This window comes from Rathayibacter sp. VKM Ac-2879 (genome assembly GCF_015351245.1).
In the GTDB taxonomy this organism is placed as follows: domain Bacteria; phylum Actinomycetota; class Actinomycetes; order Actinomycetales; family Microbacteriaceae; genus Rathayibacter.
Window position 1 is genome coordinate 1 of sequence record NZ_JADKSO010000005.1, and the last position, 21,693, is coordinate 21,693.

Here is a 21,693-nt window from a genome sequence, read left to right on the forward strand (position 1 = left end):
AGCTCGCTGCTCTCGCCGCGCCCCTCGTGAAAAGCGGCTACGGCACCTACCTCCAACGACTCCCCGAACTCGGACGCTGAGGCGCCGCGTGCCGGGTCGGGTGGAGGACCGGCTCAGCGCCGCGGGCGCAGGCGCATGAGTGCCACCCGAGCACCGAGCCCGAGTCGCATCGCTGCCCGCACCGGCGCCTGATACCAGGCGTCGTACTTCTGCGAGAGGTAGAGGTAGGCGCTGCGGTGGTGCACCGCGAGCATCCGAGCAGAGGCGAGGCGCGTCGAGTGCCCGCCGAGGTGCGAGACGAGGGCGTCGGCGAGGTAGACGTTGGTCCAGCCATGCCGACCCAGGGAATCGCCAAGCTGGACGTCTTCGAAGTACATGAAGTAGCGCTCGTCGAAGCCGCCGATCTGCTCGAAGGCGCTCCTGCGCACCATGACGCAGGCGCCCGAGAGCCATCCCGCCTCCATGCGTCCGTGCTCGAGCGTGCCGACGGCCTTCGAGCGGCGGTAGCGCGCCGACCACGGATTGCCGGGCCAGACGTGAGCGAAGACGGCGTGTCCGATGCCGGTGCCCAGCGAGGGCAGCGCCCGCGCCGAGGGGTACACGCTGCCGTCGGAGTCGAGGATTCGGGGGCCGATGGAGCCGATGCGCCGATCGGCGACGGCCGCGTCGTAGAGCAGGTCGATCGAGCCGGGGAGGAAGACCGTGTCCGGGTTCGTCACCAGGATCCACTCGACCTCGGGGCCGAGACGGTCGACCGCGTAGTTGACGGCCTTGCCGTAGCCGAGGTTCTCTCCCGTCTCGTGGAACACCACCTCGGGGTGACGCGAGACGACGGTGCGCACTGAGGAGTCGGTCGTGGCGTTGTCGACGACCACGACGCGCACGTCGTGCTCGGTCGCCTCCGACACCGACTCGAGGCAGGCGCCGAGGACCTCACCCGAGAAGTGGGTGACGACGACGACCGCGATGGGCAACGTCGAGCGGGCGATGAGGGCCTCCGGGGGAACGGCGTCGGCGCGCCCTGAGGCGTCGCCGGAAGAACTCGACGAGGCTAGCACGGGCCTCCTGCGGGCAGGGCGGCGCCTCGCCCAGCGGCACGTGGCCCAGCGGCGACCGCTTAGCGGACGATGTCGACGGGCTCGGTGCTGACCGCGACCGCGGCGGGCGAGATGGTCTCGATCGCGGGCAGCGTCTCTTCGCCCGGCGCGCGGAAGACCACGAACTTGTACATGCAGAAGTTCCACACGAGGCCGACGAGGACGGCGACGGCCTTCGCGATGTTGATGGCCAGGAACGCGTTCTCTCCCGAGCTGGGGAGGAAGAGGAGAGAGTTGCCGAAGCGAGTGTCGAAGAAGACCTCGAAGCCGTAGATGATCACGGACTGCAGGACCAGCGAGCTGAACCCGGTGACGAGGAAGAACTTTGCGAAGGTCGCGATCGAGATGCGCCCGGGGTGACGGAACACGAAGAAGTGATTGAGCGCGTAGGAGATGGTGATGCCGACGAGGACGGAGACGACGTTCGCCGCGAGGGTGGGCAGATGGGACATCAGCACCAGCGCGTTGAGGATCAGGAAATCGATCGCGGTGTTGGTGCAGCCGGCGATCAGGAACCTGACCTTCTGCGACTCGAGCAGTCTCTTCATCTGGTGAGGGGTCCCGTCCCCCTCAGCGTCGATTGCTTCCGTCGGGGCCCGACGGACGTGCATCGGCGCCCGCAGACGAGGGGTGGACCGCCGAGCGCTTTCCGTCCATCGTAACCGGCGGGCTCCGCGGGGTGGGGGATGACGACGTGGCATGTTCCTGAGAAAGCACGCGGATTCCGGCACGCGATCCGGGGGGTCGTTGACGATCGTGGAAGGCACGCATCGTTATACTCGCAGGGCTCTCACCGGTCCGCCGGTGCACCGGAAGAACGGATTTCCCTCGAATCATGCCCTCCCTCGCCGTCGTCGTGCCCACCTACAACGAGGTCGCGAACATCGCGACGGTGCTGCCACGTGTCGCCGCCGCCGCGGAGCGCAACCCCGACTTCCACATCACGGTCGCCGTAGTGGACGACAGCTCGCCCGACGGCACGGCCGCGCGGGCCCGCGAGCTCGCCGACGAGCTCGGCTCGGACTCCTTCGCGGTCCTCGTGCTCTCTCGCGAGAAGAAAGAGGGGCTCGGCGCCGCCTACATCTGGGCGTTCCAACACCTGCTCGCCGCTGAGCACGGCTATGACTACGTCCTCCAGATGGACGCCGACCTCTCGCACGACCCGGACTACATCGACGCGTTCCTCACGGAGGTACGCGGAGGGGCCGAGTTCGTTGTCGCGTCGCGATACATCGCCGGGGGTGGCACTCCCGACTGGACCCTCGACCGCAAGATCCTGAGCGGAGGCGGGAACCTTTACACCCGCCTGTTCCTCGGCTCGAAGATCACCGACTGGACCGGCGGCTTCAACCTCTTCAGCACCCGACTGTTGCGCACCCTGCACCTCGAGACCATCCGCGCCGCCGGCTACGGCTTCCAGATCGTGCTGAAGTCGCGCGCGCTGCGTCAGTATCCAGGCGTCCGCGAGATCCCGATCGTCTTCCTCGACCGCACCGTCGGGTCCTCCAAGATCCCGGGGGACACGCTGTTGAAGAACCTCCTGCTCGTACTGCGGATCCGATTCGGCCGCTCGCAGCGGTGACGGGTCGTCCTCCCGCCCTGGTCCGGCTGCGCCCGCTGCTGCTCGACCTGCTCGCGGGCCTGCTCGTCGCCTCCGCGGCGTTCGCGGTGATCGGGACTCTGCTCGGCACGGGGTGGCAGCCCTACTTCCTCCGTGACGGCGACTCGCTCGCGCTCCCGCTCATCGTGCAGTCGCTGCTCAGCGGTGAACCGCTGCAGTGGGTCATGACGAGCCAGCTCTTCTTCTTCCCCGAGCTTCCCCTCTACGCGATCTCCTCGGTGGCCGGGAGCCCGAGCGCTTCGTTGCTGCTCAACGGCGTGCTGAACGTCGTCGTCCTCTTCGCGCTGGTGCGCTGGGTCAGCGCGCTCGTGCTCGTCGACCGGGCGGTCTGGCTGCGGCGTGCGGCGGCGACGGCCACGATCCTCCTCTTCCTCCTCCTGTGCTTGAGCGAGACCCGAGCGCTCAACAACGTCGGCGCACTCGCGACGACGTTCCTGCTGACGACCTACTACCACGGCTCGGTCCTTGTCGCGGTCGGCGGACTGGCGCTGATCCTGCGACTGCTCGACCCGGCGGCCCGTGGCCGGGCCTTCGGAGGCGTCCTCCTGGTCGTCCTGGTCGCCGCGACGAGCCTGTCGAACCCGCTCCTCCTGGTCCATTTCACCGCCCCCGGCCTGCTCGGGCTGGCCTCGCTCTGGCTCACCGCCCAGCTCCCGGGGAGACGCGCCGTGGCCCTCGCCGGTCTGCTCCTCGGCGGTAGCATCCTCGGCTCCCTCGCACGGCTGCCGCTCGCGTCGTTCGTTGCCGCGGACGCCTCGACGTACATCCGTACGCCGCTCGCGGGCCCGGCGCTGACAAGTCTCCTCGAGCAGATCGCCGACGTGAAGTCGACGCCGAAGGGTCTCGTCGAGCTCATCACGATCGGCTTCTTGTTGCTCGCGGCCCTGGCGCTCGTCCTGGTGCGCGTGCGCGGTCTCACTCGTCGGGGTCAGGGTGGGGAGGCGGCAGGCGCCTCGCCCGCCTCTCGCGTCGTCTCGCATCGTTCGTGGTTCCTCTGTGTATTCGTGCTGTCGGAGGCGGGAGTCCTCCTCGCGGTCCAGGTCGCCTCGGGCAGCTCTGTCAGCAGATACCTGATGCCGATCGCCGTGTTCTCCTGCCTGGTCCTCCTCCCGCTCCTCGGACTCGTGCGCGTGCGCGCGCGTCGTCGCCTCCGTCTTGCCGCCGCGGGCAGCGCCGTCGTGGTGGCGAGCTCGGTTCTGCTCACCACCGTCGGAGCCTCGGGTGCCGAGCGAGCGCTCGCCGACGGACCACTTGGCGCCGACGCGGCCTGCGTGAAGGACTGGATCGGCGGTCGCGACATCGAGGGGGTGGGCTCGTTCTGGATCGTCCGGCCGCTCGCGCTCTACGATTCGCTCCCCGTCCAGCAGGTCAATCCCGACTTCAGCGTGCAGGTCTGGATGAGCAATCTGGCCTCCTATGATGAAGACTTCAGCTTCGTGCTGGTCGATCCGGCCTCGCCCTGGCCCGGCGCCACCGAGGATGCGTTCGGGCCTCCCGCCCGGACCATCGACTGCGGCGCGATCCAGATCTACGACTACGCGGGTACGGCCGGACAGCAGCGGCTCGACGAGGTCATCGCTTCCAGTCTCGAGAAGGCACGCCGAACCTATGGCTATTGATTCCGGGACGAGTCCGCCCCGCCGCCGAGGGCTGCGCGCCCTCCGTGAACTCGCCTGGGCCGTGGCGGCAGCAGTGGTCAGTGTCGTTGCCGCGGTGTCCGCTCTGGGCATCTCGCCCGACACCCTCGGTCAACGCTGGCGCATCGGCACCGACGACCAGGTGCTGCACTACATGCTGTTCTCGAACGCGACGCAGGTGTTCTCGTTCGACAACAATCCCGCCCTGGGGTTCCCCGACGGCTTCAACGCGTTCTTCAGCGCCCAGTTCGATGTGGCGTCGGCCTTCGCCGCGGGGGCTCTGGCGCTGGTGATCCACGACGGCATCCTTCTCTTGAACGTCTTCTACGTGCTGACCTTCGCGGGGGTAGCCGTCACGGCCTATGCCTTCTTCCGGGCGCTCACGGTGCGGCCGTGGATCTCTGCCCTGGTCGCCGTCGCGTACAGCGTCGCGCCCTATCACTTCCAGCGGATCGCGGCGGGCCATGCGTTCCTGGCCAACTACTGGGCGATCCCGCTGATCGGCATCCTCGTGCTGATGGCCGCGGGTGAACGCACCGATCCCTTCCGAGCGTGGAGTCTCGCGGCTCCGTCCCGCGCCGGCCGCATCGTTCGAGGTGTCCTCCCCGCGACGGTGCTCGCACTCCTCGTGGCGACGAGCGGCGGCTATTACTACGTCTTCGGCGTCATCGTGGTCGGAGGAGTATTCCTGCTCGCGACGATCGCGCGGCTGGTCGAGCGTGGAGCGTGGCGGGAGATCCTCCGCACCGCTGTGCCCGTCGTCGCGTTAGCGGTCTTCGTGGGCGTCGAACTGGTCGTCCTCGTTCAGGGCTTCGGAGAACGGTACGAGCCCTATTTCGAGAGTCGCGGAGTCGCGGAGTCGGAGCTCTACGCGGGCAAACTCGTCCTCCTCATCCTCCCCTGGCTCGGCTCAGGCCTGCCTCAGGCCGAATGGCTCCTCACGCGCTACACGAACCAGACAGGGTTCATCCAGACGACCGAGGCTCCCGGCTTCTCCGTTCTCGGTACGCTAGGCCTCATCCTGCTGATCCTCGGCAGCCTCGTCGTCCTGGTGTCGAACGGGAGCCGACAGCACGGAGCGGTGGGGACGTTCCTGCGGCAGCCGCGCTTCCGCCTCCTCGCGACCGCCTCCTACTGGACCTTGCTCTTCTACACGGTCACCGGGATGGGGGTGATCGTCGCGCTCGTCGCGGGCCCAACGATTCGGGCGTGGGCGCGACTGTCGATCCTGCTCCTCCTGCTCTGCCTCGGCGTGATCGCCGTGCTGCTCGAGCAGGTGACATCGCGCTGGGGGCTGCGCGCGATCCTCGCCACGGCCGTCGCAGCGCTCGTCATCGTCGACCAGCTCGTCGGGGTCTCGAGGCTCGTGACGCTCGATCCGACCGCCGATGACGAGATGCGGCAGTTCGTGACGAGCGCGGACGATCTTCTCCCCGACGCGTGCGGCGTCGTGCAGCTGCCCCTCAAGAGCTTCCCTGACACGGGGAAGATCGGGAACATGTCCGACTACGACGAGGCGCTTCCCTACCTCGTCACCGAGCACGGCGATCTCGAGTGGAGCTATGGATCGGTGACCGGCACGTACGGCTGGGACGTGTGGGGCTCGGTCCACGATGTTCCTGCCTTCCAGCAACGGGTCGAAGAAACAGGCGCCTGTGCCGTGTACGTCGACACGTTCGGCTACACCGACAACCCCCAGGGCTGGGTTCCCTTCGTCGATGCGGCCACGGGCAGCAGCACCCCAGCTGTCACGTCGAGTTCAGGGCGCTGGCTGCTCTTCACCCGTGCGGGATGACGAGCGTCGCCTCCTCGAGCACAGCGGCGGAGGCACTCCAGTCGGCCAGGACGGCCGGCTCCGCGTCTCGAGGGGAGGCGATCTCGCGCTCGATCGCCCGAGTCCACGCGCTCACGTCGGCGGGATCGAGGAACACCGCGCTCTCCTCGTTCCCTGCGAGAGCCTCGCGGAGTCCCGGGATGTCGGCGGCCAGGACCCGGGTGCCGCACGCGAGCGCCTCCAGGGCCGGAAGTCCGAAGCCCTCGTGCCACGACGGCATCGCGAGCGCATCGGCGCCGGCGAGCAAGGCAGGCAACTCGTCGTCGCCGACGTACTCGTCGGCGATCCTCACGTCGGCGCCCGAGGCGAGGGCCGCCGCCATGGCCCGATGGACGTCGGCATTGTCCCAGCCGTCGCCGCCGACGAGCAAGAGGCGGTGGCCGGTGGGCCGCTCTGCGGCGGCGTAGGCCGACACGAGGGTCGCCAGGTTCTTGCGCCGCTCGATTGACCCCACGAACAGGAGGAAGCGCTCGAGCCCGTGCCGCTCGGCCGTCGCCCGGACGTGTTCCTGCGACGGCCGCTGGAAGACCGCCCGCTCGATCGTCGTCGGCACGATCAGGAGGCGCTCGGGGTCGATCCCCAGCGTCGTCGTGAGCTCGTCGGCCGCCGAGCGGCTCCCCGTGGCGACCAGGTCTGAGCGGCCGAGCCAGCGGGGGACCCAGTGAGCCAGCAGCGCACGCCGTGCTGAGGGCACGAGCTCCGGCATCACGGCAAAGCATGCGTCGTGGACGAAGGTGATCGAACGCGAGTGGGCCAGTGGCCAATTGCGGTAGTTGGGGAAGAAGTAGGTCGCCCGTCCGAGGAGGCGGTCGATACCGGGGGCGAGGGGGAGGCGGGTGAGCAGGCTCCACAGTCGCCCCGGGAGTGGCACACCGACGACCCGCGCCGACGCGAAGCCGTGGCGGAGCACGGCGGTGCGCTCGCTCGCGGGCACGACGAGCGACAGCTCGACTCCCGAGATCGGCGCGCGCTCATCCAGGGCACGCACAAGGCTCAACAGAACCCGGCCGACACCCGTGAGGCGATCGGCCGCGAGAGGAGTCGCGTCGATGACCAGGCGCCGACGCCCCGCCGTCACGGCGTGGTGAGCCGGACGGTCGAGTCGATGTCGACGACTCCGTCGTGCACGGATGAGCGCTCGACGGTGAATGTCGCGGCAACGGGAATGCGCATGGTCTCGCCCTGCGAGAACGTCGCGGCCGAGGCATGGACGGCGTAGTTGCCGCCTCCGAGATGGAGATCTGGGAGCGTGAACGTGACGGTCATCTCGCCGTGGACGGGACGAAGGGCGGTGCCGATGCGCTCGGTGTTGGTGCCGAAGACGCGCTGGCCGAGCGGCGTGTCGATACCCATGCCGATGTTCCAGTCGGCGACGGGACGGCTCGTGCGGACCGTGACATCGAACTCGAGCGTCTCACCGCTGCGCACCACGGTGCCTCCGTGCTCGATCGACCCCCCGCGCAGCTCGCAGCCCAGGATCTCGATCAGCTGCGGCGCAGGTTCGGCGTCGGAGTCGGCGGCCGCCGCCTCGCGCTCCTGACGCGCCGCGCGCCGGTCCTCGAAGCTCTCGCGGAGCACCTGGAGGCCCTCGGAGGTCTCTCCGTCGAAGACGACGTTGCCCTTCTCGAGGACGATGGTGCGGTCGCAGAGCTCACCGACCTGCTCGAGCGAGTGGGTCACCAGGATGATGGTCTTGCCGGCGCGCTGGAAGGCACGGATGCGGTCCATGCACTTGCGCTGGAACGGCTCGTCGCCGACGGCGAGGACCTCGTCGACCAGAAGGAGGTCGGGGTCGGTGTGGATCGCGATCGCGAAGGCGAGACGGACGTACATGCCCGAGGAATAGAACTTCACCTGGGTGTCGATGAACTCTGCGATTTCGGAGAACTCGACGATCGAGTCGAACTTGCCGTCGAGCTCGGTGCGCGAGAGCCCGAGGATCGCTCCGTTCAGGTAGACGTTCTCGCGGCCCGTGAGGTCGGGGTGGAATCCCGCTCCGAGTTCCAGGAGGGCAGCGAGGCGCCCGCGTCGCTCGACCGTGCCCGTCGTGGGCTGGACGATGCCTCCGATGAGCTTGAGCAGGGTGCTCTTGCCCGAGCCGTTCGCCCCGATCAGGCCCACGGTCGAGCCCAGAGGGATCTCGAGGTCGACGTCGCGGAGCGCCCAGAACTCGTCGCGATGCTTACGGCCTCGACCGAAGTTGACGATCCGCTCCTTGAACGACTTGTCCTTGCGGATCACGAAGCGCTTGGAGGCATGGCGGACGCGGACGACGGTGGGTGCGCCCGCGGAGGGGGTCTCCGACTCGGACTTGCTGGTGAGGGTCACGATCAGATCTCCTGGGCGAAGTTGCCCTCGAGGCGGCGGAAGATCCGGTGGCCGATCCACACGAAGATCACGCCGATGGCGAGGACGATGAGAAGGCGGAGGTCCATGTGGGGCGGCCAGACCTGGGGCTGGATCACGTTGCCCTCGATCGTGCTCACCCGCGAGCCGTCTCCCCAGATGGCGCGCTGGAAGGCGAGGATCGCGTTCGACATCGGGTTCAAGAGGTAGAGCTGCTCGGCCCAGCCGTGACCGGTTCCCGAGGCGGCGTTCACTACCAAGTTCCAGGCGTAGACGATGGGCGAGAGCCAGAAGAAGATCTGCAGCCCGACCTCGACGAGGAACTGCACGTCGCGCAGGTAGACGTTGAGCGCCGAGAGCGCGAGCGCGAGCGCGAGGCCGTAGACGAGGGTGATCGCGAGGGCCGGGAAGATGTAGAGCAGGTCCCAGTCGAAGATGAGCGAGCCCGTGAGCGCGGCTCCCGCGATCAGCACGACGAACTGGACGCCGAAGTTGAACAGGGCCGAGCCGATCGCCGCCACGGGGAAGATCTCGCGCGGCAGGTAGACCTTCTTGATCAGTCCGCCGTTGCCCAGGATCGAGGTCGTGCCCGCGGTGACGATCTCGCTGAAGAGCCCCCAGAGGGTGAGCCCGGAGAAGACGAAGATCGCGAAGTTGGGGACGCCCCGCGAGGCTCCGAGGATCTGGCCGATCGCCACGTAATAGATGAGGAGCATGATCAGCGGCCGCACGAGGCTCCACACGAACCCCAGGCTGCTGTCTTTGTAGCGTGACTTGAGCTCGCGGCCGACCAGGAGGCGCAGCAGTTCGCGGTGACGCAGGATCTCGGCGAGCGAGGCGATGAAGCCGCCTGAGCCGCCCCCGACCGCTGAGGTGGTCCCGGCGAGTTGGAAGGGCTCGTCGGCGATCGCCCGCGCGCGATCGACTGGACTGCTGGGCATGGAACTCCAAGGTCTGGGCCTCCGCCGGGCGACGGACCGCATCATTATACGTGCGGGCTCGGCCGGGGAGCCGGGGCGGCGTGCCGCTCGGCGGCGCGTGGCGGGTAGTCTTGCTCCCGCTTGCCGACAGAACGACACGAACGAGGTGTTCGCCATGCCCACACCGCCCTCTGACGTCCCGCTGGAGCCTCAGGCCCCGAGCGCAGGCGATTCGCCAGGTGTGCCGAGCGCGCCGCTGTCCAGCGACGAGCAGGAGCGGGAGATCGCGCGCCTGCGTTCGCAGGTCGACGCCCTCCTCAACGACCCCTTCGACGAGTGGGTCGAGCGCATCCAGGTCGGGGGAGTGACCGCCTCCGGCTTCGAGCGCACACTCTCGTGGCGCGTGACGAAGCCCCTTCGACTCGTGCGCACCTTCCAGATCCGGGTGCAGCAGCTCGGCCTCCCCGGCGCGATCCGCCACACGGCGCGGTTCGCCAAGCGCCGGCTGTCCGGTCGGGCGCGATGAGCGAGGGCACCGCCGCCGCGCGTCGTCGCCGCTCCGAATCGATGCTCCAGCGCCTCGAGCAGGTGGGCGCTCTCCTCTTCGACGAGGCGACCCGCTCCTCCCTGCGTTCGCGCGGTGCGGGGCTGTACCTCCACGAGGTCGCGCGGACGGTGCGCGCTCGCGAGGACGACGAGCTGACCTGGGTTGCGCTCGTCGCCTTCACCGCCGCGTACCCCACGAGCGAGCTCTTCGACTGGTTCCGCCGCGCGCTCGCCCTCGCGCCCGAGGAGGCTGCGCTGCGGATCTTCCTCGAGGCCGGCTCGCGCACCGCCACGGGCTTCGCCGATCTAGGGGCGACCGTCGAGGTCGTGACGGGCGCGGTCGTCGTCGATGTCGACTTCCCGGCGCGGCACGGACACAACACGGGTGTGCAGCGCGTGGTGCGACAAACGGTGTCGCGCTGGGCCCAGGACCACGACATCATCCCGGTCGCCTGGGTGCACGGCTCCCTCTCGTTCCGTCGCCTGAGCGAGATCGAGCACGAGCGCGTCGTCGACTGGGCGGCGGCGGACCGCGGCGAGTGGCGGCACGGCGACCCCGACCAGGTCGCGTTCGTCGTGCCGTACCGCAGCGTCGTCGTCCTCCCGTCGGTCCCGGACTACAACCAGTGCGGCCCTCTCGCCGCTCTCGCCGAGTACTCGGGCAACGAAGTGGTGATCGTCGGGCACGATGCGATCCCCGTCGTGAGCGCCGACACGGTGCCCCCCGAGGAGACCGTGCGCTTCGTGAACTTCCTCTCGGTGGTCAAGCGTGCGGCGCGGGTCGCCACAGTGAGCTCGGCCGCGGCGCTCGAGTACGGAGGCTTCGTCCGAGCGCTTCCCGCTCAGGGGCTCGTCGGCCCGAGCATCGAGGCGGTCCCTCTGCCCGTCGAGCTTCCGGATGGTCTGGAGGCGCCTGCGGGCGCCGCCTCGGCCGTCCCGATGGTGCTCTGCGTCGGCAGCCAGGAGCCGCGCAAGAACCACCTCGCGGTCCTCCACGCCGCCGAGATCCTCTGGCGTGAGGGTCTGCGTTTCCGTCTGCGTTTCCTCGGCGGAGCCAATCCGTGGGCGCACCAGGTCTTCGACCCGCGCGTGCGCGAGCTCGTGGTCGCCGGCCGGCCGATCGAGGTCCTTCGAGGCGTCGGCGACGACGTTCTCGTCGCGAGCTACCGCGAGGCGCGCTTCCTCGCCTTCCCGTCGCTGCACGAGGGGTACGGCCTCCCCGTCGCGGAGGCCCTCGCCGTCGGGCTCCCCGTGCTCACCTCGCGCTTCGGCAGCACGGCGCAGATCGCCGAGCACGGCGGCTGCGTGCTCGTCGACCCCGCTTCCGACGAGGAGATCATCGACGGCATGCGGCGGATGCTCACCTCGGCGGAGCTCATCGACTCGCTACGGGCCGAAGCGCTCGCGCGGCCCCAGCGCACGTGGGACGACTACGCGCGCGAGCTGTGGGAGGCGCTCATCAGGCCCTCGGCCGTCGTCGTCGATGGGACGGCGCCGGCAGCGCTCACCGAGCAGGAGGAGGCGCGCCATGCGCAGTAAGCAGTACCTCGTCGACCGCCTCAGCACGCTGGTGCGCACGCTCGCGCCGACGGTCGAGCCCCTGGGCAGCGTCGATGCGCTCACCGGTCAGCTCAGCGTCCTTCTGCCCACGCCGACGGACCGTGAGGTGTGGCTGGTGCTCGCGGTGCTCCGGGGGACCCTGCCGCGCCCCGAAGACGTCATCGACGGCCGCCGACGCGCGCGCCTGGACGGTACCGCCGCGCTGCTGCGGCACGCCGCCTCCACGATCGCGTCGACCAGGGTCTTCGCCCGCTTCCACCACCCCGAGGTCGAGGTCGTGGTCGGAGCGGTCGTCGTCGACGTCCACCACACCGCACGGACCGGCCTCGCGACAGGCATTCAGCGCGTCGTCCGACAGAGCATCGCGCGCTGGACCCGCGACCACGAGATCCTCCTCGCTGGCTGGGACAGCACCCACGAGTCCCTCGTGCGCCTCACGCCAGAGCAGAGCCGCAACGCGGTCGCCGGGGACGTGCCCGACGCCCCCGAGGATCGTTCGCGCGTGATCGTGCCCTGGGAGGGGACCTACCTCCTCCCCGAGCTCGCCGTGGAGGACGAGCGCACCTCGCGGGTCGCCGCCCTCGCCGAGTTCAGCGGCAACCAGACCGGCACGATCGGCTTCGACTGCGTCCCCGTCACGACGGCCGAGACAGCCAGCACGGGAATCAGCGCGGCTTTCTCGCGGACCCTCGTCGCGGTCTCGCACATGGACCGCATCGCGACGATCTCGGAGGCGGCCGCCGTCGAGTACTCGGGCTGGCGGCACATGCTCGGGAGCGTCGGCGTCACCGGGCCGGACATCCGCCCGGTCCTGCTGCCCTCCCAGCCGGAGGACGTCACTCCGGAGGAGCTCGCGAAGGCCTCTCGGACGCTTCTCACCGGCTCCCTCCCGCTGGTCGTATGCGTCGGCAGCCATGAACCGCGCAAGAACCACCTCGCCGTGCTCCACGCCGCCGAGCTGCTGTGGCGCCGCGGGCTGGAGTTCAGCCTCGTCTTCATCGGCGGGAATGCGTGGAACAGCGCCGAGTTCGAGTATCGCCTTGAGGTGCTCCAGGGCTTCGGGCGTCCGGTGCGCTCGCTGTCGTCGATCACGGACGCGCTGCTCTGGAGCGCCTACCGTGTGGCGCGCTGCACGGTCTTTCCCTCGATCAACGAGGGCTACGGTCTGCCGATCGTGGAGTCCATCTCGGTCGGCACGCCCGTCATCACCTCGGGCTTCGGCAGCATGCGTGAGGTCGCCTCGCACGGCGGCGCCCTGTTCGTCGATCCGCACGACGACCACGACATCGCCGACGCGATCGAGCGCCTGCTGACCGATGACGTCCTGCTCGAACGTCTCTCGACCGAGGCGCTCGCCATCGACGGCGGCACCTGGGACGCCTACGCCGAGCGTGTGTGGAGCTATCTCGTCGAGGGCGAGGAAGTGGACTCCTCCGGCGTGGCGTCCGTGGAGACGGCCACGGCCTGACGCCTCGCGCACCGCGGAAGAACGGCCCCGCTCCGACTCTCGTCGAGGCGGGGCCGTTCTTCCGCGACCGGGCGGCTCAGCCGGAGCGTCGAGCCAGCTCGAGGTCGTGCTCGACCATGCGCGCCACGATCTCCTCGAAGCCCACGGTGGGCGCCCAGCCGAGCACCTCGCGGGCGCGGGAGGCGTCTCCGCGCATCTCGGGGGCGTCGACCGGTCGGGCGAAGCGCGGGTCGAGCTCGACGAAGCGCTCCCACTCGGCGATGCCGGCCGCGGCGAAAGCGGCCGCGACGAACTCGCGCACCGAGTGCGCGACTCCGGTCGCCACGACGTAGTCGCCGGGCTCGTCGGCACGGGAGGCGCGTACGAGCGCGTCGACGTAGTCCGGCGCCCAGCCCCAATCGCGGCGCGCATCGAGGGTGCCCAGCGACAGGGACGAGCGGGTGCCGGCGGCGATCATGGCGGCTCCGGCCGTGATCTTGCGCGTGACGAAGCTCGTCGGGCGCCGTGGCGACTCGTGGTTGTAGAGGATGCCGGAGGACGCGTGCAGGCCCCGCCCGCGGTAGACCGCGACGAGGTGGTGCGCGAACGCCTTCGCGGCGCCGTAGGGCGACACAGGGCGCAGCGGAGTCGCCTCCGTCTGCGGGTTCTCGGTCGCCGCACCGAAGATCTCGGACGACGAGGCCTGCACGAAACGCACCTGTCGGCCCGAGGACTCCTGGAGCGCGAGGGTCGCCTCCAGGAGCGCGGCGACGGCGGTGCCCGTCACTTCGGCGGTGAGCACCGGCTCCTGCCATGACAGGGCCACGGACGAGAGGCCGGCGAGGTGGAAGACCGTGTCCGGCGCGGCCTCCGCGACGATCCGCTCGAGCCCGGCGGGGTCGCGCAGATCGCCGGAGAAGGCGCGGACCGCGCCGGGCAGGGCGGCGGCGTCGTCCCCGCGCACGAGCGCGGAGACGTCCCAGCCGTCGGCGAGGAGGCGTTCGACGAGGTAGCCCCCGTCCTGCCCGCTCGCTCCGGTGACGAGGGCGGCGGGCATGACTACTTGATCAGCGCGGACTGCTCGGCGAGGTCGTTCTCGACCATCATCGCCACGAGCTCGGGGAACGAGACCTTCGGCTCCCAGCCGAGCACGTCGCGCGCCTTCGCCGGGTCGCCGATGAGGAGGTCGACCTCCGCAGGACGCATGAACGCCGGGTTCTGGGTGACGTACGGGGTCCAGTCCTCGATGCCGACGTGGTTGAAGGCGATGTCGAGGTACTCGCGGATCTCGTGGGTCTCTCCGGTGGCGACCACGTAGTCGTCGCCCTCGGGCTGCTGCAGCATCCGCCACATCGCGTCGACGTAGTCGCCGGCGAAGCCCCAGTCGCGCTTGGCGTCGAGGTTGCCCAGCTCGAGGGTCTCCTGCAGGCCGAGCTTGATGCGCGCGACCGCGAGGCTGATCTTGCGGGTCACGAACTCCGGGCCACGACGGGGCGACTCGTGGTTGAAGAGGATGCCGGAGGAGGCGTGCATGCCGTAGGACTCGCGGTAGTTGATGGTCATGTAGTGACCGAAGACCTTCGCGACGCCGTAGGGCGAGCGCGGCCAGAGCAGGGTCTCTTCGCTCTGGGGAACCTGCTGCACCTTGCCGAACATCTCGGAGGAGGACGCCTGGTAGAACTTCACCCGTGACATGTCCGAGCCGGCGTACAGGCGGGTGGCCTCGAGGATGTTGAGGACGCCCTTGCCTGTGACGTCGGTCGTGAGCGAGGCGTTCTCCCACGAGTAGGCGACGAACGAGATCGCGCCGAGGTTGTAGACCTCGTCGGGCTGGGAGGCGGCGAGCACGCGCACGAGGCTGGAGACGTCGGTGAGGTCGCCCGTGAGCAGGGTCACGCCGGGAACGGTGCGGCGGACGAGCTCGTACTTGGGGTTGTTCTGCCCGCGGACCAGGCCGAAGACCTCGTAGCCCTTCGAGAGCAGCAGCTCGGCGAGGTAGAGGCCGTCCTGGCCGGTGATTCCGGTGATCAAAGCGCGGGGCACGTGGTGGTCCAATTCGTCGGGGTCGATGACAGCGGGCTACATACTACCCACCGGCCTCCGCGGGGCCCGGATCGGTGTGCGTGGCGCGGGTATCCTGACCCGGTTCGCACCCGATTGGACGCCATGCCGCACCCGCTCCCCGTCACGCTCTCCGTGCTCACCGTCGACCCGGGAGGCATGGGCGGCGGCGAGACCTACGCGCGGGCGCTCACCCGCCTCCTCGTGCCGCGCCCGGGGGAGGAGGACCTCGCGGTCCAGGTGCTTGTCCCCGAGAACGCGCGCGGCTTCAGCGAGGGGGTGCCGGAGCTCGTGGCCGAGGGCGTGCGCAGCGGCGCCGGACACCGCCGGCGGGCAATCGGGATGCTGCAGGCGCTCCTGCGGACCCCGGCGCTGCACCGCCTCCTCGGCCGCGAGGGGATCGTCTATTTCCCGTTCACGGTCCCGCTGCCCTTCCCCTCCCGGCGCCAGGGTCATGTGCAGATGCTCTTCGACCTCCAGCACCGCGACCTGCCCGAGCTGTTCCCCCGTGTCGAGCGCGTGTTCCGCCGTCTCGCCTACGAGGCGACGGCTCGCCGAGCGGACGCGATCATCACCATCAGCGCCTTCACCAAGGGTCGGATCGTCGAACTGCTCGGCATCCCGGAGGAGAGGATCCACGTCTCGCACCTCGGGGTCGACACCGAGCGCTTCCGCCCCCACCTCGGCGAGCGGGACGACTTCATCTTCTATCCGGCGCGAGCCTGGCCGCACAAGAACCACGCGCGGCTCTTCGAGGCCGTGCGCCTCCTGCGCTCCGAGGGCCACCCGCTCCGCCTCGTGCTGACCGGGGGAGACCTCGATCGGCTCGGCCCGCTGCCGGAGGGCGTCGAGTGGCGGGGCCACGTCACTCCCGACGAGCTGGCCGAGCTATACCGTCGGGCCGCCGTGCTGGCGTTCCCGAGCCTCTACGAGGGCTTTGGCTTCCCGCCGGTGGAGGCGATGGCCTCTGGCTGCCCCGTCGCAGCCGCCGACTCCGGATCGCTCCCCGAGATCTGCGGAGACGCGGCCGTCTACGTCGACCCGCTCGACCCGCGGTCGATCGCCGACGGGATCCTCGAGGCGATCGCGCGAGCGGCGGAGCTGGGTCCACGGGGGATCGAGCGGGCGCGGCTCTTCAGCTGGGAGCGGTGTCGGGACGAGCACCTGGCGGTGTTCCGCGCGGTCGCTCGGCAGCGGGGCGCGCGCGGGAGGCGTCGCTAGCGTTCAGCGACGAGCCGCGTCGGGCGCCTCCCGCAGCGGGGCCGCCTCGACCGCCGGCTGCTTCGTCTGCACCGCGAGCGCGGCGAGCACGAGCCAGCCCCCTTCGATCGGGACGCGGCCCTCGAGGAGTGACGACGTCAGGACGGCGACGACGATCAGTAGCGGCGCAAGAGCGAGGGGTGCGTAGGGGAGGGTCGAGGTCGCGGCCACCCGCACCGGGTCGACCGCGCGGAACCAGGAGCGCCACAGGGTCGAGACGGCGACCGCGATGAGGAGCACGAGGGCGACGGGCCCGAGCTCCGGGGAGGTCGCGGTCACGTGCGCCAGGTCCGGCCCTCCTGCGAGGAGCACGCCGGCGGCGATCGCGACGAGGAGGACGGCAGCGCTCACGTAGACGACACCGCGCCGGTCCTCGCCGCGCCTGCGGGTCCAGAGCGCGAAGGCGGCGACGACCACGACGGCCGCGAGAGACAGCGCCGCCGTGCCCGATCGCGAGAGCAGCAGCGCCGCCGCGAAGAGCACGAGCCACAGCACGCCTCCTCGCCGCCTGGCCCTGCCGGACGCGAGCTCGATCGCGACCACGGCGAGCCCCAGCACCGCGAGCAGGCCGAGCAGCCCGGCGTCTCCGACAAGGCCCTGGATCGGTCCGCCGCGCAGGAGCGCCGCCTGCGACCACGGCTCGGGCATCGCGACGGTCAGGGGCGCGACACTCCGGCGCACGGCGACGGCCGCGACGAGCTCGAAAACGAGCGAGAGGCCCACGAGGATCCGCAGCGCGCGTCCGAGCGCCGTCACGAACCCGTCGGGGTCGAGGATCAGTGCGACGACGGCGCCGACGACCCCGGTCGCGAGCAGCGCGAGGACTCCGGCGCTGCCTCCCGCCGACCAGGGCAACGAGAGCAGGGCGACCACCGCGAAGGCCACGAGGGACTTCGGCGTACGGCTCCAGCGCAGTCGCGGCCGGAGGCGTCGCGCCAGCAGGATCGCGGCCACGAGGAGCAGGACGAGCGCGACCCCCCAGGCGCCCTGCCCCAGCAGGGCACGGAGAGCCGGCGCTCCCAGCACGACCGTCAGCGCCACCGCCGCGAACGCTCGAGGAGCGACGGACGCGGCGGAGCGGGGCATGGCGATCAGTCTAGGGAGCGGCTCGACCTCGGGGCGGCCTCAGACGAAGGCCGCGGTGCCGGTGATCGACCGGCCGACGATCAGCGTGTTCATCTCGCGCGTCCCCTCGTAGGAGTAGAGGGCCTCCGCGTCGGCGAAGAAGCGGGCGACGCCGTAGTCGAGCACGATGCCGTTGCCGCCCATGACCTCGCGGCACCAGGCCACGGTCTCGCGCATCCGGGCGGTCGTGAAGGCCTTCGCGAGCGCGGAGTGCTCGTCGCGCTGCTCGTCCGCGTCGAGCATCTCGGAGACGCGCGTCGCGAGCGCGATGCTCGCGGTGATGTTGCCGATGCTCTTCACCAGGAGGTCCTGCACGAGCTGGTGGCCGACGAGCGGCTTGCCGAACTGGACCCGCTCCTTCGCGTAGCGCAGCGCTGCGTCGTAGGCGCCGATCGCGACTCCGATCGCCTGCCATGCCACTTCGGCGCGCGTCAGACGCAACACCTTCGCCGTGTCGCGGAACGAGTCGGCTCCCTGGAGGCGCAACGACTCCGGCACCCGCACGCCCTCGAGCACGATGTCGGCGTTCTGCACGGTGCGCAGACTCTGCTTGCGGGCGATGGCGGTGGCGCGATAGCCCGGGGTCGAGGTCGGCACGAGGAAGCCCTTCACCTGGCCATCGGCGACGTCCTTCGCCCAGATGACGGTGATGTCGCTGAAGGTCGCGTTGCCGATCCACCGCTTGGCCCCGTCGAGGATCCAGGTGTCGCCATCGCGACGGGCCGTCGTACGCAGGCCCTGCGCGGAGTCGGAGCCCGAGTGCGGCTCCGTCAGCCCGAAAGCGCCGATCACCTCGCCCGAGGCGAGCTTCGGGAGCCACTCCGCCCGCTGCTCCGCGGAGCCGGCGACTCCGACCGTGCCCATCACGAGGCCGTTCTGCACTCCGACGTAGGTGGCGATGCCGGCATCGACGCGGCCGAGCTCGAGCGCCACCCAGCCGCGGAACACCGCCGAGTTCTCGAGCGTGCGCGTCTCGGGCCAGGAGAGGCCGACGATCCCCGTCGCGTGCAGCCCGGGGAGGAGCTGCCGGGGGAACTCGGCCCGCTCCCAGTAGTCGTCGGCGATCGGGCGGACTCGCTCCTCCAGGAAGGAACGCAAGCGGGCGATCACCTCCTTCTCTCCGGGCGTGAGGCGTGCCTCGAAGCCGTAGAAATCGGCGGCCAGGATCTCGAGGGTCGTGCTGTCCATGCTCCATCGCTCCATCGCTCGGGACGCATCGAACGGGGGCCGCGCGGGCGGCGACGATGCGTCCGACCAGCGTACGAAGGCTGCCGCGAAGCGCCGCGTCCTCTGGTGGGGAACGTCAAGCGGACACCCTTCGCCCGCGGTCGCCGTTGTGGATCCTGCTACCGTCGGGGAGGAGCGGCCCCGGCGGATCCGGGCGCGCGACGAGGCTCCCTCTCATCCGGACGGAAGGCGATCGCCCCGTGTTCATCCCGATCGGCAACACCCCCCGCGACTACGCCTGGGGCTCGCTCACCGGCATCTCGGAGGCGCTCGGCACGACCCCCTCCGGCCGCCCCGAGGCGGAGCTGTGGCTGGGGGCGCACCCCGGTTCGCCCTCGCGAGTGCTCGACCCGAGCGCGCTCGGTGTCGACACGCTCGCCGAGTGGATCGCGCGCGAGCCGGAGGAGGCGCTCGGCGGCGTGGAGGGGTCGACCGATCCGGTCTCGGGCGCGCCGCGCCTCCCCTTCCTGCTCAAGATCCTCGCCGCGGGCGGCCCGCTCTCGCTCCAGGCGCACCCGTCGGCCGACACGGCGCGTCGCCGCTTCGTCGACGAGGAGGAGTCGGGCCTCGCCCGCGACGCCGCCGAGCGCAACTACAGGGACCCCTTCCACAAGCCGGAGCTGATCTACGCGCTCAGCGAGAGCTTCGACGCCCTCTGCGGCTTCCGCGAGCCCTCCGCCTCCCGCGCGCTGCTCGCCGAGCTCGCCGGCCGCTCGACCGGAGCGGAGGCGGTGGCGATCGAGCGCTTCGCCGCGTCGCTCGAGGGCGAACCGGCCCTCGTGCTGCGCCGGGCCGTCACGTGGCTTCTCGCCGAGGGCGACCGCGCCGAGGTCGCGAGCCTCGTCGAGGCCGTGGTGGGCGCCTCCGCCGCGGATGTCCGTCTCGAGACGACGACCGTCCGCGAGCTGGCCCAGAGCTACCCGGGCGATCCCGGGATCGTGCTCTCGCTTCTGCTCAACCGGGTGCGGCTCGCGCGCGGCGAGGTGCTGTACCTGCCCGCCGGCAACATCCACGCCTATCTCGCGGGCACGGGGGTCGAGCTGATGGCCGCCTCCGACAATGTGCTGCGCGGAGGGCTCACCCCCAAGCACATCGATGTGCCCGAGCTGGTCGACGTGCTCGAGTTCTCGCCGCTGCCGGTGCCCTACCTCGAGCCGGAGGAGGCGGAGCCCGGCGTGCGCGTCTATCGCCCCGACGTGCCCGACTTCGTCCTCGCGGTCGTCGAGCCCGTGTCGGAGGCGCCGGCACGCGTCGCGCTGCACGGCCCGGCGATCGCGATCGCGACCGAGGGCTCCTTCACGATCGAGGGCGCGGAGGGGTCGACGCGCGTCGAGCGCGGCGGGAGCGTCTTCGTGACCCCGGCCGAGCGCGAGCTCCTCGTCTCGGGTCGGGGGACGCTCTTCGTGGCGACGGTCTGAGCGGACTCCGACCGACCCCGGACGGCCGCGGAGAGCGGCGCGCGGATAGGGTGTCTCCCGGCGCGCGGCGCGCGCTGACACCGAGGAGGATGCGCATGGCATGGCTGGTCACCGGGGGAGCCGGGTACATCGGGGCGCACGTCGTGCGCGCGTTCGCCGAGCAGGGGATCGCTCCCGTCGTCGTGGACGATCTCTCGTCGGGACACGCGTCGTTCGTGCCGGAGGGAGTCCCCTTCCATCACGGCTCGATCCTCGATGGGGCGCTGCTCGAGCGGGTCTTCGCAGAGCACGAGATCGAGGGGGTCGTGCATGTCGCCGGCTTCAAGTACGCCGGCGTCTCGGTGCAGAGGCCGCTGCACACCTACGAGCAGAACGTGACGGGCACTCTGCGCGTGCTGGCCGCGATGGAGCGTGCGGGAGTCTCGTCGATCGTCTTCTCGTCGAGCGCTGCCGTCTACGGCGCGGTCGACGTCGACCTCGTCACCGAGGACACGCCCAAGAGCCCCGAGTCGCCGTACGGCGAGTCGAAGCTCATCGGCGAGTGGCTGCTCGCAGACGCGGGACGCGCGTTCGGCGTGCGCCACACCTCCTTGCGCTACTTCAATGTCGTCGGCTCGGGCTACCCGGACGTGTACGACACGAGCCCGCACAATCTCTTCCCGCTGGTGTTCGAGGCGCTGCTGGAGGGCCGCACCCCGCGCATCAACGGCACCGACTACCCGACTCCCGACGGCACCTGCGTCCGCGACTATCTCCACGTCGCCGATCTCGCACTCGCCCACGTGGCGGCGGCGCGACGCCTGGTGGCGGGTGAGCCGATCGAGCCGGTCTACAACCTGGGCAGCGGCGCGGGGGCGTCGGTCGGGGAGATCATGCGCGCCATCGCGGAGAGCACGGGGATCGACTTCACTCCCGAGGAGGCGCCGCGCCGCCCCGGCGACCCGCCGCGCATCGTGGCCTCGGGCGAGAGGGCCGCCCGCGACCTCGGCTGGCGGATGCGCCATTCGCTCGGCGAGATGGTCGAGAGTGCGTGGGGGGCGCGCCGCTCCGCCTCCTGAGCTGAGGGAGGGTCACGACACGCCGGTGTGTCGTAAACCCTCCACGGCGGGTTGAGGGTTTATGGTCCGCGACTTGACCTCAGCGAATGACACCGATGTAATTACTTAGCGGCGGCTCCGGAGGAGTCGTCGAATCATCGGTCAGAACGCGGGGTAGGAGACGGTATGGCGCTTCCCGACTATCGTCCCGGAGTCCCCGACGACTGGTTCGTCGATCCCGTCCGCCTCGGCGTGCCCGGCGTCCGCCGCGGCATCGACTCCGAGACCGAGGCCCCCGGCGGCGTGCTCGCCTGGCAGGTCGACTCGCTCTGCGCCCAGACCGACCCCGAGGCGTTCTTCCCCGAGAAGGGCGGATCGACGCGCGACGCGAAGAAGATCTGCACCTCGTGCGAAGTGCGCGCGCAGTGCCTCGAATACGCGCTCGAGAACGACGAGCGTTTCGGCATCTGGGGCGGCCTCTCCGAGCGCGAGCGTCGCAAACTGCGCCGCCGCGCCTGAGTCCCCTCCTCCCGGCGCTGCTCCGCGCCGACGGTGCG

At 70.4% G+C, this 21,693-nt stretch carries 19 protein-coding genes; 10 read left to right on the forward strand and 9 right to left on the reverse strand.

Translation table 11 applies throughout. The features are described 5' to 3' along the window. Positions 1 to 113 precede the first annotated feature (113 nt). Both ITJ45_RS12490 and ITJ45_RS12495 read right to left on the reverse strand, forming a co-directional pair. Positions 114 to 1,058, reverse strand: a complete 945-nt coding sequence (locus ITJ45_RS12490; protein ID WP_323743053.1) for a glycosyltransferase family 2 protein — start codon at positions 1,056 to 1,058, stop codon at positions 114 to 116. Between the two features lie 59 nt (positions 1,059 to 1,117). Further along, positions 1,118 to 1,645, reverse strand: a complete 528-nt coding sequence (locus ITJ45_RS12495) for a GtrA family protein (RefSeq protein WP_194610820.1) — start codon at positions 1,643 to 1,645, stop codon at positions 1,118 to 1,120. A gap of 287 nt (positions 1,646 to 1,932) precedes the next feature. On the opposite strand from ITJ45_RS12495, the gene ITJ45_RS12500 reads away from it, so the two are divergent. From ITJ45_RS12500 to ITJ45_RS12510, 3 genes are read left to right on the forward strand one after another with little or no spacing between them, the layout of a single operon-like run. Next, positions 1,933 to 2,679, forward strand: coding sequence for a polyprenol monophosphomannose synthase (locus ITJ45_RS12500; RefSeq protein ID WP_194610818.1), 747 nt, complete (start codon positions 1,933 to 1,935; stop codon positions 2,677 to 2,679). Next, positions 2,676 to 4,337, forward strand: a complete 1,662-nt coding sequence (locus tag ITJ45_RS12505) for a hypothetical protein (RefSeq protein WP_194610816.1) — start codon at positions 2,676 to 2,678, stop codon at positions 4,335 to 4,337. The genes ITJ45_RS12500 and ITJ45_RS12505 overlap by 4 nt, the downstream gene beginning before the upstream one ends. Further along, a complete protein-coding gene (locus tag ITJ45_RS12510) occupies positions 4,327 to 6,150 on the forward strand; it encodes a hypothetical protein (RefSeq protein ID WP_194610814.1) in 1,824 nt (607 codons plus the stop codon). Before ITJ45_RS12505 ends, ITJ45_RS12510 begins: the two co-directional genes overlap by 11 nt. Here ITJ45_RS12510 and ITJ45_RS12515 read toward each other — a convergent pair. From ITJ45_RS12515 to ITJ45_RS12525, 3 genes are read right to left on the reverse strand one after another with little or no spacing between them, the layout of a single operon-like run. Further along, a complete protein-coding gene (locus ITJ45_RS12515) occupies positions 6,134 to 7,267 on the reverse strand; it encodes a glycosyltransferase family 4 protein (RefSeq protein WP_194610813.1) in 1,134 nt (377 codons plus the stop codon). The genes ITJ45_RS12510 and ITJ45_RS12515 overlap by 17 nt on opposite strands. Then, entirely contained in the window at positions 7,264 to 8,523 is a 1,260-nt protein-coding gene (locus ITJ45_RS12520; RefSeq protein ID WP_194610857.1) for an ABC transporter ATP-binding protein, read from the reverse strand. The genes ITJ45_RS12515 and ITJ45_RS12520 overlap by 4 nt, the downstream gene beginning before the upstream one ends. After that, complete coding sequence (locus ITJ45_RS12525; RefSeq protein ID WP_194610811.1) at positions 8,520 to 9,476, reverse strand: ABC transporter permease; 957 nt, start codon at positions 9,474 to 9,476, stop codon at positions 8,520 to 8,522. Before ITJ45_RS12525 ends, ITJ45_RS12520 begins: the two co-directional genes overlap by 4 nt. Before the next feature lie 154 nt (positions 9,477 to 9,630). On the opposite strand from ITJ45_RS12525, the gene ITJ45_RS12530 reads away from it, so the two are divergent. The 3 genes from ITJ45_RS12530 to ITJ45_RS12540 are packed head-to-tail and all read left to right on the forward strand — an operon-like array spanning position 9,631 to position 13,029. Beyond that, on the forward strand, positions 9,631 to 9,981 hold the full coding sequence (locus ITJ45_RS12530) for a hypothetical protein (protein WP_194610809.1): 351 nt from the start codon (positions 9,631 to 9,633) through the stop codon (positions 9,979 to 9,981). Further along, positions 9,978 to 11,540 (forward strand): glycosyltransferase family 4 protein, encoded by a 1,563-nt coding sequence (locus ITJ45_RS12535; protein ID WP_194610807.1) that lies wholly within the window; start codon positions 9,978 to 9,980, stop codon positions 11,538 to 11,540. Before ITJ45_RS12530 ends, ITJ45_RS12535 begins: the two co-directional genes overlap by 4 nt. Continuing rightward, positions 11,530 to 13,029, forward strand: a complete 1,500-nt coding sequence (locus ITJ45_RS12540) for a glycosyltransferase family 4 protein (protein WP_194610805.1) — start codon at positions 11,530 to 11,532, stop codon at positions 13,027 to 13,029. The genes ITJ45_RS12535 and ITJ45_RS12540 overlap by 11 nt, the downstream gene beginning before the upstream one ends. A 76-nt stretch (positions 13,030 to 13,105) precedes the next feature. Here ITJ45_RS12540 and ITJ45_RS12545 read toward each other — a convergent pair whose 3' ends face one another. Together ITJ45_RS12545 and ITJ45_RS12550 are read right to left on the reverse strand one after the other, a co-directional pair. Beyond that, the gene (locus ITJ45_RS12545) at positions 13,106 to 14,065 is read right to left on the reverse strand and encodes a GDP-mannose 4,6-dehydratase (protein ID WP_194610803.1); all 960 of its coding nucleotides are present in this window, start codon (positions 14,063 to 14,065) and stop codon (positions 13,106 to 13,108) included. Between the two features lie 2 nt (positions 14,066 to 14,067). Further along, on the reverse strand, positions 14,068 to 15,051 hold the full coding sequence (locus tag ITJ45_RS12550) for a GDP-mannose 4,6-dehydratase (RefSeq protein ID WP_194610802.1): 984 nt from the start codon (positions 15,049 to 15,051) through the stop codon (positions 14,068 to 14,070). A gap of 123 nt (positions 15,052 to 15,174) precedes the next feature. On the opposite strand from ITJ45_RS12550, the gene ITJ45_RS12555 reads away from it, so the two are divergent. Then, positions 15,175 to 16,290 (forward strand): glycosyltransferase family 4 protein, encoded by a 1,116-nt coding sequence (locus tag ITJ45_RS12555; protein WP_194610800.1) that lies wholly within the window; start codon positions 15,175 to 15,177, stop codon positions 16,288 to 16,290. A 3-nt stretch (positions 16,291 to 16,293) separates the two neighbouring features. On the opposite strand, the gene ITJ45_RS12560 is transcribed toward ITJ45_RS12555, so the two are convergent. Continuing rightward, positions 16,294 to 17,415, reverse strand: coding sequence for a hypothetical protein (locus tag ITJ45_RS12560; RefSeq protein ID WP_194610798.1), 1,122 nt, complete (start codon positions 17,413 to 17,415; stop codon positions 16,294 to 16,296). Positions 17,416 to 17,454: 39 nt separating this feature from the next. Further along, the gene (locus ITJ45_RS12565; RefSeq protein ID WP_194610796.1) at positions 17,455 to 18,642 is read right to left on the reverse strand and encodes an acyl-CoA dehydrogenase family protein; all 1,188 of its coding nucleotides are present in this window, start codon (positions 18,640 to 18,642) and stop codon (positions 17,455 to 17,457) included. A 239-nt stretch (positions 18,643 to 18,881) separates the two neighbouring features. Here ITJ45_RS12565 and manA point away from each other — a divergent pair, with 239 nt between their 5' ends. From manA to ITJ45_RS12580, 3 genes are all read left to right on the forward strand, one after another. Then, positions 18,882 to 20,099 carry a mannose-6-phosphate isomerase, class I gene (gene manA, locus ITJ45_RS12570; RefSeq protein ID WP_194610794.1) on the forward strand — a complete coding sequence of 406 codons (1,218 nt, stop codon included), beginning with the start codon at positions 18,882 to 18,884 and terminating at the stop codon, positions 20,097 to 20,099. A 95-nt stretch (positions 20,100 to 20,194) separates the two neighbouring features. Further along, positions 20,195 to 21,157 carry a UDP-glucose 4-epimerase GalE gene (gene galE / locus ITJ45_RS12575; RefSeq protein WP_194610792.1) on the forward strand — a complete coding sequence of 321 codons (963 nt, stop codon included), beginning with the start codon at positions 20,195 to 20,197 and terminating at the stop codon, positions 21,155 to 21,157. Positions 21,158 to 21,322: 165 nt separating this feature from the next. Continuing rightward, a complete protein-coding gene (locus ITJ45_RS12580; protein ID WP_194610790.1) occupies positions 21,323 to 21,655 on the forward strand; it encodes a WhiB family transcriptional regulator in 333 nt (110 codons plus the stop codon). The last annotated feature ends 38 nt before the right edge of the window (positions 21,656 to 21,693 follow it).